9 protein-coding genes are annotated in these 14,752 nt (G+C 34.2%); all 9 read left to right on the top strand.

Annotated elements, in window-relative coordinates; genetic code table 11:
• The first annotated feature begins 72 nt into the window (after positions 1-72).
• The 9 genes from ACT53I_RS10610 to ACT53I_RS10570 all read left to right on the top strand — a co-directional run bounded on the left by ACT53I_RS10610 (position 73) and on the right by ACT53I_RS10570 (position 14,743).
• Positions 73-1,485, top strand: coding sequence for a glycoside hydrolase family 30 protein (locus ACT53I_RS10610; RefSeq protein ID WP_476079633.1), 1,413 nt, complete (start codon positions 73-75; stop codon positions 1,483-1,485).
• Positions 1,486-1,496: 11 nt separating this feature from the next.
• On the top strand, positions 1,497-3,716 hold the full coding sequence (locus ACT53I_RS10605) for a glycoside hydrolase family 3 N-terminal domain-containing protein (RefSeq protein ID WP_476079632.1): 2,220 nt from the start codon (positions 1,497-1,499) through the stop codon (positions 3,714-3,716).
• A 49-nt stretch (positions 3,717-3,765) separates the two neighbouring features.
• On the top strand, positions 3,766-5,688 hold the full coding sequence (locus tag ACT53I_RS10600) for a sialate O-acetylesterase (protein WP_476079631.1): 1,923 nt from the start codon (positions 3,766-3,768) through the stop codon (positions 5,686-5,688).
• A gap of 20 nt (positions 5,689-5,708) precedes the next feature.
• Positions 5,709-6,548 carry an endonuclease/exonuclease/phosphatase family protein gene (locus tag ACT53I_RS10595; protein WP_476079630.1) on the top strand — a complete coding sequence of 280 codons (840 nt, stop codon included), beginning with the start codon at positions 5,709-5,711 and terminating at the stop codon, positions 6,546-6,548.
• A 515-nt stretch (positions 6,549-7,063) separates the two neighbouring features.
• Complete coding sequence (locus ACT53I_RS10590) at positions 7,064-9,973, top strand: SusC/RagA family TonB-linked outer membrane protein (protein ID WP_476079629.1); 2,910 nt, start codon at positions 7,064-7,066, stop codon at positions 9,971-9,973.
• A gap of 12 nt (positions 9,974-9,985) precedes the next feature.
• Positions 9,986-11,488, top strand: coding sequence for a RagB/SusD family nutrient uptake outer membrane protein (locus tag ACT53I_RS10585; RefSeq protein ID WP_476079628.1), 1,503 nt, complete (start codon positions 9,986-9,988; stop codon positions 11,486-11,488).
• A gap of 10 nt (positions 11,489-11,498) precedes the next feature.
• Positions 11,499-12,638, top strand: a complete 1,140-nt coding sequence (locus tag ACT53I_RS10580; protein ID WP_476079627.1) for a hypothetical protein — start codon at positions 11,499-11,501, stop codon at positions 12,636-12,638.
• Between the two features lie 8 nt (positions 12,639-12,646).
• Positions 12,647-13,615, top strand: a complete 969-nt coding sequence (locus ACT53I_RS10575; RefSeq protein WP_476079626.1) for a hypothetical protein — start codon at positions 12,647-12,649, stop codon at positions 13,613-13,615.
• A gap of 66 nt (positions 13,616-13,681) precedes the next feature.
• Complete coding sequence (locus tag ACT53I_RS10570; protein ID WP_476079625.1) at positions 13,682-14,743, top strand: glycoside hydrolase family 16 protein; 1,062 nt, start codon at positions 13,682-13,684, stop codon at positions 14,741-14,743.
• Positions 14,744-14,752: the final 9 nt, after the last annotated feature.

Genomic DNA, 14,752 nt, shown 5'->3' with positions numbered 1-14,752 from the left:
TAACCTCATTCTAAAAAAATTGCTGCGCATATTATCGTGCAGCAGTTTTTTTGAATATTAAAAATAAATGTTATGGTTCTAAAAAAAATTATCCCCGCCTTAGTTTTAGGCTCTATAGCTTCTCTTATCTCATGTAATTCTTTTACAAAAGTAGAAGCTCCACAAACAATAGAATATTGGCAAACTAATGCTGATGAAACTTTAAAACTTCAAAAACAAAACAATCTTGTTTTTGATAATCCACAAAATAATTTCCAAAACATTCTCATCAATCCTTCAGAAAAATTCCAAACCGTAGATGGTTTTGGGTATACTCTTACCGGAGGAAGCGTAGAGGTAATCAATCAATTATCTCCAGCGAAGAAAAAAGAACTACTTCAAGATATTTTCGGAAAATCAGAAAAATCCATAGGTGTAAGTTATCTTAGATTAAGCATTGGCGCATCAGATCTTAACAGTTCTGTCTTTTCTTATGATGATGTTCCCGCAGGTCAAACAGATGAAGACCTGAGCGAATTCAGCTTAGCAAAAGACCAACCAGTGATTGATATGTTAAAAGAAATTTTAGCCATTAATCCAGATATTAAAATCATTGGTGCACCTTGGTCACCACCAGTTTGGATGAAGGACAACGGAAATAGCATTGGAGGAAGCCTGAAAACAGAATACTATCAAGTTTATGCAGAATATTTTGTGAAATATATTCAGGAAATGAAGAAAAATGGAATCACCATTGACGCCATTACTCCTCAAAACGAACCACTGCATCCTGGGAATAACCCAAGTATGTATATGACCGCAGAACAACAAAGAGATTTCATAAAAAACAATTTAGGTCCTGCTTTTAGAGCAGCCAATATTGCTACAAAAATAGTATTGTACGACCATAATTGTGATAAACCCGAATATCCTATTACAATTCTCCAAGATCCAGAAGCGGCACAATATGTAGACGGATCTGCATTCCATCTTTATGCAGGAGATGTTTCTGCTCTTGGTGTTGTAAAAAACGCTTTTCCAAATAAAAATCTGTATTTCACAGAACAATGGACGGGTTCTACAGGAACTTTTGCTGGAGATTTTATTTGGCATACCAAAAATGTAATCATTGGAACCATGAGAAATTGGAGCAAAATTGCATTAGAATGGAATTTAGCGAATGATGCACAATTCCAACCTTTTACTCCAGGTGGATGTACCCAATGTAAAGGAGCAATTACCATCAATTCTTCTGAATCTTACACTAAAAATGTAGCGTATTACATCATTGCTCATGCTTCTAAATTTGTACCTCAAAATTCACAAAGAATAGGTTCTACACAACTAGGAAATTTAAGTACATTAGCGTTTAAAACACCAGAAGGCAAAATAGCTTTAATTGTTTTAAATGAAGGAGCAGAAGTTGAAAATTTTAATATTAACTTTGATGGTAAATCTGTAGCAGCATCATTGCCATCTAATTCAGTGGCTACCTACACTTTTTAAATATAAAATTTATGAAAAAAATATTCCTTTCAATTTTTTTAGCAGGATTGGGAATAACTGTTTCTGCACAGAAATCAATCGACCAAAAAGTTACAGAGCTGATGGCGAAAATGACTTTGGAAGAAAAAATAGGACAGCTTAATCAATACAATGATGATATTACAGCAACCGGTCCTATTACGAAAGATGCGGACAAAGCAGGTCAAGTTCGCGCTGGGAAACTAGGCTCTATTTTAAATGCTGTAGGCACTAAAAACACTAAAAACTGGCAAGACCAAGCCATGCAATCTCGTCTTAAAATTCCTTTGCTTTTCGGGCAAGATGTTATTCATGGTTTTAGAACTACTTTTCCTATTCCATTAGGCGAAACCGCTACTTGGGATATGAATTTAATTGAAAAATCTGCTAGAATTGCAGCTACTGAAGCTTCAGCCTATGGAATTCATTGGACTTTTGCACCAATGGTAGATATAGGAAGAGATCCAAGATGGGGACGCGTAATGGAAGGAGCAGGTGAAGATACCTATTTAGGAACATTAGTAGGAAAAGCCAGAGTAAAAGGTTTCCAAGGAAATGGCTTAGGAAATAAAGATGCAATAATGGCTTGTGCTAAACATTTTGCAGCTTATGGAGCTGCTGTTGGCGGAAGAGATTACAATTCTGTAGATATGAGCCTTAGACAGTTGCACGAAACGTATTTGCCACCTTTCAAAGCTATTTCTGATATGGGAGTAGCTACTTTTATGAATTCTTTTAATGATATCAATGGAATTCCTGCAACTGGTAGTAAATATTTACAAAGAGATTTGCTAAAAGGCGCTTGGAATTTCCAAGGATTTGTGGTTTCTGACTGGGGAAGCATTGGCGAAATGATTCCTCATGGCTTTGCAAAAGACAATAAAGATGCTGCTCTGAAAGCAATTATCGCGGGAAGTGATATGGATATGGAAAGCCGTTCTTATACCAATCATTTAGCAGAATTGGTAAAAGAAGGGAAAGTAGATATTCAGTTAGTAGATGATGCAGTTCGTAGAATTTTGACTAAAAAATATGAACTTGGACTTTTTGATGACCCTTATCGTTTCATTAATGAAAAGAGAGAAAAAGAACAAGCCAATAATCCAGAACACAGAAAATTTGCAAGAGAAATTGGTGCGAAAAGTATCGTTTTATTAAAAAATGAAAATCAATTATTACCACTTTCCCCTACGACTAAAAAAGTGGCCATTATAGGGCCATTTGCGAAAGCTACAGTAGAAAATCACGGCTTCTGGTCTATCGCTTTTCCAGATGATAGCCAAAGAATTGTCACTCAATTTGATGGAATTAAAGCTCAATTGGATAAAAATTCAGAATTGCTTTATGCGAAAGGATGTAACGCAAATGACAATGATAAATCTCTATTTGCAGAAGCGGTAGAAACTGCCAAGAAAGCAGACGTAGTGATTATGACTTTAGGCGAAGGTCACGCCATGAGTGGCGAAGCAAAAAGCAGAAGCAACATCCATTTTTCTGGAGTTCAGGAAGATTTATTAAAAGAAATTGCCAAAACAGGAAAACCAATTATTTTAATGATTAATGCCGGTCGTCCTTTGGTTTTTGATTGGGCTTCAGAAAACATTCCTACCATTGTTTACACTTGGTGGTTAGGTACAGAAGCTGGAAATTCTATTGCAGATGTACTTTTCGGGAAAATAAATCCTGGAGGTAAATTGCCGATGACTTTTCCTAGAAATGAAGGTCAAATTCCTATCTATTACAATCATTATAATACAGGAAGACCTGCTAAAAATAATACAGACAGAAACTATGTTTCGGCGTATATTGACTTAGATAATGACCCAGCTTATCCATTCGGATTTGGCTTGAGTTATACTACATTTCAATATTCGGATGTAAACGTAAGTGCTACTCAACTGAAAGGCAACCAAACTTTGACGGCTTCAGTTACGCTTACCAATTCAGGAAATTATGACGGAGAAGAAGTGGTTCAGTTGTACATCAGAGATTTAGTAGGAAAAATAGTTCGTCCTGTAAAAGAACTGAAAGGTTTTCAAAAAATATTCTTGAAAAAAGGAGAAAGCAAAACCATTTCTTTTAACATTACACCAGAAGATTTAAAATTCTATGATGATGAACTGAATTTCGATTGGGAATCAGGAGAATTTGACATCATGATAGGTGCCAATTCTGCTCAGGTACAAACCAAAAGAGTAAATTGGGAAAAATAACATCCTTAAAAAATTAACCTTATAAGAAATAAATCTTAAAGGAATTAAAATGAAAAAATCAATCAGCGTATTCTTATTATTGACCATTCAATTATTGATGGCAAATGTTTCTTTACCATATATTTTCTCAGATAATATGGTGTTGCAGAGAAATTCTAAAATTCCAGTTTGGGGTTTTGCATCACCTCATGAAAAAGTATCGGTAAGTTTTAAAAATCAAACCAAATCCACTGTTGCTGACCAAAATGGCAATTGGAAAGTAGATTTAGACCAAGAAAAAGAAGGTGGTCCTTTTACATTGACGATTAAAGGAAATAATGAAATTGTTTTCAAAAATGTTTTGGTAGGAGATGTTTGGTTATGTAGTGGACAAAGCAATATGGAGTGGGCGCTTTCGTCTTCTGAAGGTTATAAAGAAGAGCTTAATCAAAAAGAATTTCCGCTCATTAGACATATTAAAATTGAGAGAAAAATAAATTCTTTACCTCAAAATAACCTTGCAAAAACAGAATGGAATGTTGCGAATGCTTCTACTATTGGAGATTTTTCTGCAGTAGCCTATTTTTTTGCTAAAAAAATGTATCACGAGAGACAAGTTCCTATAGGAATCATTAATTCTTCTTGGGGCGGAACTGTAATCGAGGCTTGGATTCCTAAAAATGCATTCGAGCAATCTCCTTATTTTAAGGAAATGATTGCCAATATGCCACAAATAGACATAGAAAGTCTTCAACAAAAAAATTTCGAGGCTAAAACTGCTTTTTTTGAGAAAAAATTGAATGCTAAAATTGCAGATTTTAATCAAGAACAATTCTTGAGTGCAGATTATAACGCTTCTGCTTTAAAAGATTTATATGTTCCAAAAGCTTGGGAACAACAAGGTTTCGAAGGTTTAGACGGAGTGGCTTGGGTTAGAAAAACCATTGTTCTATCAGACGAAGACCTTGCCGGAAATGCAGTGCTGTATTTAGGAAAAATTGATGACGAAGACCTTACTTATTTTAATGGAAAATTAGTGGGACAAATGAAACAATGGTCAGATGATAGAATTTATACCATTCCGAAAGAAATTTTAAAGAAAGGAGAGAATATTATTGCAGTAAAAGTTAATGACACTGGTGGTGGCGGTGGTTTGTGGAGTAATGATGATGAGGTGAAATTAGTCACCGCTCAAAAAAGTATTCCATTGGCGGGAAATTGGAAATTTGCTGTAGAAAAAATTTATGCAGCCATCAATCAAAATGAATTTCCTTCTTTGATTTACAATGCCATGATTCACCCGATAGAAGATTTTAGAATTTCTGGAATGCTTTGGTATCAAGGAGAATCAAATGCAGAGAGAGCTTATGAATATAACCAAAGTTTCCCACTATTGATTAACAGTTGGAGACAGAAATTTGGAGAAAACTTACCTTTTTATTTCGTTCAATTATCCACTTTTAACACTAAAGGCGACAGTAATGAAGGTTGCGATTGGTGTGAAGTACGAGATGCTCAACTGAATACTACCAAAATGAAAAACACAGGAATGGTAGTAACTACCGACGTTGGAAATCCGAATGATATTCACCCAAGAAATAAAAAAACAGTAGGTGAAAGATTGGCTAATTTAGCATTAAATAATGGTCTGAAAAGCCCAATTTATAAGAAATCAACGGTAAAAGGAAATAAAATTACCATCAGTTTCAATACGAAAGAAAAATTAGTTTCTAAAAATAATGAAATCTTAAAAGGTTTTGAAATTGCAGGAAATGACCAAAAATTCTATCCAGCAAAAGCAGAAATTAAGAAAAATAAAATTGTAGTTACATCAGAAAAGGTAAGCAATCCCGTTGCTGTAAGATATGGCTGGAAAGGAGATGACTCAGAAATTAATCTTTTCACCGAAAAAGGATTGCCTATAGCGCCATTTAGAACAGATTCTTTTAAACTTTCTACAGAAAACAAGAAATATCAGTTCGAGTTAAAATAATTTTCATCAAGAATTAAAATATGAAAACAAAAAACATTTCTACCATTTTGTTTATACTTTTTGCATCGTTTTTATTCTCCCAAACCATTGATGTGATGAGTTTTAACATCAGATTGGCAAGTGTAGATGATGGGGAAAATCACTGGAACATCAGAAAAGATAAAGTAAAAGACCTTATTTCTTATTACGAAGCAGATTTTGTAGGACTACAGGAAGCGCAGAAGCCACAGATTGATTATTTGCTAGAAAATAATTCTGCCTATAGTTTTTTAGGAAGACCGAGAACAGATGAAGCCCATGCTGAATTTTCATGTATTTTTTATCTAAAAAACAAGTATAAAGTTCTTGAACAAAATACATTTTGGCTTTCAGAAAATCCTGAAAAATCAGGTAAATCATGGGACGCAGCATATCCTAGAATCGTTACGTATGCTCTTTTTGAAAACATTAAAACCAAAAAGAAAGTTTGGGTACTGAATACGCATTTTGACCATGTAGGTATAATTGCGAGACAGAAATCTGCAGAAATCATCCTCGAAAAAATTAAAACTTTGCAGAAGAAAAGAAATGTTCCTGTAGTTCTTACAGGTGATTTTAATTCTGTAGAGAGTGATTCATGGATGAAACCGCTTTTTGAAAATTTACAAGAAGCCAGAAGCAATAGCGTTACAAAACCTTACGCCGAAAAAGCAACTTGGAATGGTTTTAAATTCAATGAAAAACCTAGCGAACAAATAGATTTTATTTTTAGCTCAAAAAACAATACTAAAGTTTTAAAATACAGAACGATTACAGACTTTTATGACTATAAATATCCGTCTGATCATTTTCCTATAGTAGCAAAAATACAATTGAAATAATCTGAAAAAAATATAAAAAAGCCTTCTCATTTTGAGAAGGCTTTTTTGTTTTATAGCATATTGAAAATTCATTTTTTTTAAATATAAATTAACAAGCTGCACCCCTTTTTATTATGAGTGTTATTCTAATCTTTTTATATAAAAATTGATAATGCTATGAATTGCATAGGGGTGTATTTAAAAAAATACAAATTATTTGTATTCCCTCTGTTTTTTTATTTTTCAATAATTGTAATGTACTGACTTACACTTAATTAAAAATTAAAGAAGAAGATTGTGGCAGAAATTTGATTAGTTTTTTTTCCAAAAATCCAATTTTGTTAATCTAGGGTTAAAAAAATGTTAAAAATAGTTAAACCAAAATAGGACAAATTCACCTTTTTTAACTAAAATGACCAGTTTCTAATCCCTATGAATAAAGGGAAAATTAAAATATTTTTAAGAAATTTTTTTTATTTCCAAAAAACGATTAACTTTTTTGTCTCAAATTGAGATATAAACAAAAACTATATTGTATGAAAAGACAAATTGTTAGTTTAATCAGTCTCTCAATGGTTCTTTCGGCTGCTGTTTTACAGGGGCAAGAAAAAAGAGATTCTCTTAAAGAAAAAGCTATTGAAGAGGTTGTTTTGGTAAACGTAGGTTATGGTACGCAGAAAAAAAGCGTAGTAACAGGGGCTATTTCCAAAGTTACATCTAAAGACTTGGAAAAGGTGCCAAATGGTAGTGTAGGTCAGATGTTACAAGGTAGAACGTCAGGGCTTACTATTGCAAGTAATTCAGGAGCACCTGGTGCAGTAGCTACCATCAGAGTAAGAGGTATTACTACTTTTGCAGGGGCAAACGATCCTTTATTTGTAGTAGACGGAGTACAAATGGATAATCCACAGGATGTAGCTGCTATTAACCAAGCAGATATAGAATCTATGGAGGTGTTAAAAGACGCTGCTTCTGCTGCGATTTATGGGGTTACTGCAGCAAAAGGTGTAGTAATCATCACGACTAAAAAAGGAAGAAAAGGCAAAATGTCACTTAACTATAATGGTTTTGTAAGTGCTTCGTCTCCTTCTAAAGTAATTAAAGTTCTTAACGCTACAGAATTTGCAACGCTTATTAACGAAAGAACAGTTGCAGGTGGAGGAAATGTAGTTTATCCAGATTTATCTATCTTAGGAGTAGGAACAGATTGGCAAAAACAAGTATTTAATACAGCTGCAATGGGTAATAACCATGAGGTAAGTATTAGTGGTGCTAATGAAAAATCTGACTATTTCTTATCTTTTGGTTTACTAGACCAAGAAGGTATCGTAGCAAGTGATATTTCTAAATTTAATAAGAAAACTGTTAGAATTAATTCTAATCACAAGGTAAACGATTTCTTAACCGTAGGTGAAAGTTTCTTCTATACATATAGAAAAAGCGTAGGAATTGGAAACGAAAACAACGAATTTGGTGGTGTACTAAGTGATGCTATCATGTTTGATCCTACCATTCCAGTGATTGAAACGGATCCAATTAGACTTATGCAGGCTCCTTATAATGCTTCTCCTTATATTGTAAGAGATCCTAACGGGAATCCTTATGGTATGTCACTCATTTCTACTCAAGAAATTGTAAACCCAGTAGCTTACATGAGAACAAGACTTGGAAACTATGGTTGGTCAGACGTATTTATTGGAAACGCTTACGCAGAAGCAAAACTTTTAGAAGGATTAAAATTTAGATCTACAGTTGGAGGGAAAAAAGCTTATTGGGGAGACCAAAACTTTAACCCTCTTTATTATTTAAATGCAGCAACTAATAACTTAGGGAAAAATGCATTATCTAGAAATTCATCTCAAGGTTTTGACTGGAATGTAGAAAATACATTAACTTATAACAAGAAATTTGGTGAACATAGTGTAAACCTATTATTAGGTCAAGGTGCTTATGTATACGGTATTGGAAATTCTATAGGAGTAGTTCATACTAATTTACCTACCAATAACTGGTACGAAGCTACATTTAATATGGAAGTTCCTGATACCGAAAAAGACGGTTATACTTACAATTTTACACCTAAGAAAAGAACTTCTTTATTCGGAAGAATTAATTATGACTATAAAGAAAAATATCTATTAACAGGTATCGTAAGAAGAGACGGTTCTTCATTATTCGGACCAAATAAAAAATATGGTGTTTTCCCTTCAGTTTCTGCTGGTTGGGTAGTTTCTAAGGAAGATTTCTGGAATTCTAAAGTAATCAATAATTTAAAATTCAGAGCAGGTTATGGGGTAAATGGTAACGATGGTACTCTTGCTCCTAATATGTATGAATCACTAGTAAGTGGTGGTTACAACTATTATGTAGGAAATGCTATTATTGTAGGTAGTGCACCAGATACTCTAGAAAACCCTGATTTACACTGGGAAGAAACGATTCAGACCAACGTAGGGGTAGAAACAAGATTATTTAATGATTTCAGCTTTACAGCAGAATATTACAAAAAAAGAACAGAAGGTATTTTAGGTCAAGTAAGAATCCCAGGATATGTAGGTGTTTCTTCTAACCCATATGCAAACGTAGCAGATATGGATAATGAAGGTCTTGAATTTGAACTTGGTTACAAGAAAAAAATTGGAGATTTTAATCTTTCTATCAATGGAAACTTTACCACTCTTAGAAACGAAGTAACTTCTACTGGTGATGTAGAATATTTCGAACTAGGTTCTTTCCAATCATTGGATAGAGGAGTTACCAGAGTAATGAAAGGAGAAGCTTATGGTACTTTCTTTGGTCTTAAAACAGCAGGAATTTTCCAAAATTGGGATGAAGTGAATGCTTATAAAAACGCTACAGGAGGTTTAATCCAAGCAAAAGCTCAACCAGGAGATTTCAAATGGGTAGATGCTAATAATGATGGAACCATAGATGATAAAGACGTAGTAAAATTAGGAGGTTCATTACCTAAGTATACTTTCGGAGCTACTTTAAATCTTGACTATAAGAATTTTGATTTCAGTGTGATGTTCCAAGGAGCTGCAGGAAATAAAATTTTCCAAGGGTTAAGAAGATTAGACGTAGGAAATGCTAACTATCAGTCAGTAGCATTATCTAGATGGACAGGTGAAGGAACTTCTAATGATTATCCTAGACTGACTAGTGATGACCAAAACGGTAACTTTACTAAAATGTCTGATTTCTATTTAGAAAATGGAGATTATTTAAGACTTAAGCTACTTTCTCTAGGTTATACTATACCAAGTGAAGCGGTTAAAACCATCGGCGCAGAGAAAGTAAGATTATATGTTACCGGATCTAACTTAGTTACATTTACTAAATATACAGGATACGATCCAGAAATTGGAGGAGGTGTTTTCGGTATAGATAAAGGTTTTTATCCACAGCCTAGAACATTTTTATTTGGGCTTAATGTTCAATTCTAAAAAATTAATATTATGAAATTAAATATAAAAAATCTAATTATATTGGCGACTGCTACAGCATCTTTTGCTGCTTGTTCTGAGGATTTTTTAACTGTTCCAGCAGAAGGAAAAGCTTTGACGAGTAATTACTATAAAAACGAAGCAGAAGCATTTTCTGGATTAGTGGCTACCTATGATATTATGAAGAAAAACTCAGGGGGATTCGAAAACATGATAGCTATGCTAAATGCTGGTTCAGATGACCACTTTGCAGGAGGCGGTGGTGATAGTGATGGTAGAGGTATCCAAAGTTTCTCTAACTATTCTCAAGATGGTTACACTATTCCTCAAAGTTTTTGGAATGACCATTTCCAAGGAGTTTTTAGAGCAAATATTCTTCTTCAGAAAGTTCCATCTACCACAATGGATGCGAATGTGAAGAAAAGATTCGTAGCAGAAGCAAAAGCACTTAGAGCATTATACTATTTTAATTTAGTAAGAATGTTTAAGAACGTGCCTCTTTTTACAGAACCAGTGGTACCTGCAGAGATCTATAATGTTACTCAAGCAAAACCAGAAGAAGTTTATGCTCAGATAGAAAAAGATTTAACCGAAGCAATTACAGATTTACCAGCTACTATCTCTGCTACAGAAAACGGTAGAGTAACAAAAGGAGCTGCTAAAGCATTACTAGGAAAAGTTTATCTATACGAAGGTAAAAACTCATTAGCTGCAGCGCAATTGGCTGAAGTAAATGGAACTCCAGGAGGAACTAGCCAATTCGGGTATAAATTACTTACCAATTTTAAAGATTTATGGGTAGTAAATAATAAATTTAACTCAGAATCTATTTGGGAAGCTGTACACACTAATCAAGGTAACTCTTATTGGGGAATCTGGGGAAGTGGAAAAGATGAAGGAAACTCTCTAAACGTAATGGTAGGACCTAGAAACTATGTAAGAAAAGACAATAGTGCGCCAGATTTACCATCAGGATGGAGTTTTAGTGTATTTACTCAAGAGTTTTATGACTTCATGAAAAATGACCCAAGATTAGATGCAACTGTTTTAGACCTTAAAACGCTAAAAGCAGAAGGTAAAGCAGATTACGCTCCAGGTTATAAAGACACAGGATATTTCTTGAATAAATTTACTCCTAGAATGGCAGATGTAACCACAGGATTAGGAGATGCTGTATTAAACTATCAACAAGATACTTACATCATCAGACTAGCAGATACTTACTTAATGGAAGCTGAAGCACTAGGTGGAACAGGAGCAAGAGATCAAGCATTACTTACTGCAGTAAGAGCAAGGGTAGGTTTACCTCCAGTTGCAGTTTCTATGGCAGCAATTAAGGCAGAAAGAAGAAGAGAATTAGCAGGAGAAGGTCATAGATTCTTTGACTTAGTAAGATGGGGAGATGCTGCTACAGCATTAGCAAGCAGAGGATTTAAAGCAGGAAAAAACGAAATTTTCCCTATTCCTTATGCAGAGCTTATTAATACTAAACTCGTTCAAAATCCTGGCTATTAAAATTATAACTATGAGAAATTTTAAAATATTTATTGGTTCACTATTTCTAATGCTTTTTATGGTAAGCTGTGATATAGAAGGAATCAACAATGATACCCCTGATTTAACTTCAATCAGTTCTGATAACCTTAATAAAGTAATTGATATCAGTAAAGATAACTCAGGAAGAGTAAAGATTACACCGACTGGTGAAGGTGTTGCAAAATTCTTAGTAGAATTTGGTCATGGAACTGGTGCAGCTGCTTCGGCTGTAGTTTTACCAGGAAGTAGTGTTACTCATGTATATCCAGAAGGTAATTATACTGTAAGTATTACTACTTATGATATGGCAGGTAATCAAACCAAAAAAACCTATCCATTTACCATTACTTATGTAGCGCCAACTGATGTAGTTCTAAATTCTAACTTAGCAGCATATACTCTTAATTTAGGAGCTAAAGCAAAATATGCAGCAGGAGGTTTCTTAGTATATTTCGGAGATGTTGCAAATGAAGTGGGAACCAAAGTACAAGGTACTTTAAACAGTGCTACAGGAGAATATTCTTTTGAAGATTTATCACATACTTATGCAAGAGGTGGTGATTATACCATCAAAGTGGTTGCTTTAAGTGGAGGTGCTGCTTTTACTACTAGCACTACTAGTATTACCATCTTTGATCCATATACATTACCTATTACGTATGAAACTCCAGGTCAAAACTACACTATAGGTGGAACATTTGGTGGAGTAAATGTAGGCGTGGTAAATAATCCTTTCCCAGGAGGAATCAATACTTCTGCTAAAGTTTGGCAATATACCAAAACCGTTGGAGCAGCAACTTGGAGTGGTACTTGGACACCTATGTCATCACCTAACTCAGTGCCAATTAATATTGACAATGGAGGTAAAATCAAAGTTATGGTTTACTCTACAGAAGCAGGTAAAAAATTAAATGTAGAATTAGAGCAAGCTACTACAGGAATTTCTAATCAAGTTCTTAAAGCTGCTACTACAGTTGCAAATCAGTGGGAAGAATTAACTTTTGATTTCGGTGCACTAGGAACAATTCCAGCAGGAACAGAGTTTAAACAATTAGTGTTTAGATATAATGATTCAGCTGATGGTGTAGGAGAAGTAATCTATATAGATAACGTAAGACAAACAAATTAATATAAATCATGAATAAGAAAATTTCAATTATATTAGGGTTATTTTTCGTTTTTGCAGCAATTTTTACTGCTTGTAAAGAAGAAGAATATACAATGGGAGACTTAACCAAGCCTAGTAACTTGGTTATTACCACTACCTTAGTTGGTCAGAATACCGCAAATCCATACGGAGATGGTTCTGGTGTAGTAAATATTGTAGCTAAAGCAAATAATGCGCTAGCTTATAAAATAGGATATTCAGTAATTTCTAAATTAGATAATAATCTAGATCTTATTCCAGTTCCTAATACTCCTGAAGGTTTGAAAGTAGTAAAAAAATTCAGTGAGAATGGAGAAGTAGCTTATAGAATTACTGTTATTGCCTATGGTAAAGGTGGAACTTCTACAGTAGCAACTAAAGATATTACAGTAAAATATGTATATGAAGCAGACCCTGCTATTGTAACAAATCTTACTGGAAACGCTTCTAAAACTTGGAAAGTAGATCAAAGTGTTGCAGGGCATTTTGGAGTAGGTCCATGGTCTCCTACTTCTTTAACTCCAGAATGGTGGGCAGCAGCTGTAAACGAAAAAGTAGCTTGTTGTAACTGTTTCTACACTGCTAGATTTACATTTAAACAAATAGATAAGTTTAATTTCTCTTTACAACTTTCTACTCCAGATGGAGCTTTTACTAAAACAGGTAGCTTAGCATCTGTAACAGGAATTCCTGCTTCAGGTGACGAAGGTTGTTATGGTTACGGAGGTGGTGCGTCTGTATTTAAATTTATGGACTCAACTTCGGGAATCGTAGGAACTGCAGAAAATCCTACTACTGGAACAAGCATCGTTCTAGAGGGCAATAATACTTATATTGGTTATGGATCTTTGAAAAAAGAATACGAAATCATGCAGATTACTCCAGACTATATGTACCTAAGAGTACAAGGAACCGAAACTGGAAATGCTTGGTACATCAAGTTAATTCCAGCTTTATAAAACAATTAGTTTCTTTCAAAAATCACAGAGTTTAATTACTCTGTGATTTTTAACAATTGAATATCTATGAAAAATTATAAATTTTTACTCATAATTTCCATTTTTTCATTTCTTTTTTTTAGTTGTGGTGGCAGCAGTTCAGGCTCATCAGATCCGGTTGTAACTACGCCTACCAATTTAGTAATCAATAAAGTAGTTGTTGGTTCTTCTGCTACTATGCCAAACGGTGATGGAACAGGTGTGGTAAATTTTACCGCTTCTGCAAACAATGCCAAAGAATATAAAATGTCAGTAGATGGAGAAGTCCTTACCTCTACCACAGGTAACTTCACCTATACATTTAAGCAATCTGGGACTAATGAACATACCGTTTATGTTTCGGCATATAATGGAGATAAATTTGTTTCTGGTAGCACAAAAGTAACGGTGTACGTAATTCCAAAAGCAGTTTTTTTTGATGAATTTAATGTTGATGGAGCGCCAGATTCTTCTAAATGGGGCTATGATTTAGGAAACAATAATGGTTGGGGAAATAACGAAGCACAATATTATACCAATAGAACCCAAAATGCCGTAGTAAGTAACGGAACTCTTAAAATTAATTTAATCAAAGAATCGTACCAAGGTTACAATTATACCTCAGCAAGACTACTTTCTAAAGGTAAATATTCTATGAAATATGGAAAAGTAGAAATTAGAGCTAAAATCCCATCTGGTGGCGGAACTTGGCCTGCACTTTGGATGTTAGGAGATAATATCGATTCTGTAGGTTGGCCAGCTTGCGGAGAAATAGACATTATGGAGCATGTAGGAAACCAATTAAATAGAATTTTTGGAACTCTTCATTATCCCGGTCGTTCTGGTGGAAATGCAGATGGAGCAAGCGTAATGATTTCTAATGCAACTACAGAATTCCACATTTACAGTATGGAATGGAATGCGAGTACCATAAAAATTTATGTAGATAATCAATTGTTCTTTACTTATAATAATAGTGCAAATTCACCCTTTAATCAGAATTTCTTCTTCATTATGAATGTAGCAATGGGAGGTAATTTTGGGGGAACCATAGATCCGAATGTGACTAACGCAACTATGGAAGTAGATTACATTAGAGTATATCAATAAAAATTTAAA

It is taken from the genome of Cloacibacterium sp. DMC96 (assembly GCF_056313765.1).
This window is presented reverse-complemented; position numbering and strand designations above follow the sequence as displayed.

Coding starts and splice junctions, on each gene's coding strand:
- ACT53I_RS10595 (WP_476079630.1), top strand. CDS start 5,709: ATGAAAACAAAAAACATTTCTACCATTTTGTTTATACTTTTTGCATCG.
- ACT53I_RS10600 (WP_476079631.1), top strand. CDS start 3,766: ATGAAAAAATCAATCAGCGTATTCTTATTATTGACCATTCAATTATTG.
- ACT53I_RS10585 (WP_476079628.1), top strand. CDS start 9,986: ATGAAATTAAATATAAAAAATCTAATTATATTGGCGACTGCTACAGCA.
- ACT53I_RS10580 (WP_476079627.1), top strand. CDS start 11,499: ATGAGAAATTTTAAAATATTTATTGGTTCACTATTTCTAATGCTTTTT.
- ACT53I_RS10575 (WP_476079626.1), top strand. CDS start 12,647: ATGAATAAGAAAATTTCAATTATATTAGGGTTATTTTTCGTTTTTGCA.
- ACT53I_RS10570 (WP_476079625.1), top strand. CDS start 13,682: ATGAAAAATTATAAATTTTTACTCATAATTTCCATTTTTTCATTTCTT.
- ACT53I_RS10605 (WP_476079632.1), top strand. CDS start 1,497: ATGAAAAAAATATTCCTTTCAATTTTTTTAGCAGGATTGGGAATAACT.
- ACT53I_RS10610 (WP_476079633.1), top strand. CDS start 73: ATGGTTCTAAAAAAAATTATCCCCGCCTTAGTTTTAGGCTCTATAGCT.
- ACT53I_RS10590 (WP_476079629.1), top strand. CDS start 7,064: ATGAAAAGACAAATTGTTAGTTTAATCAGTCTCTCAATGGTTCTTTCG.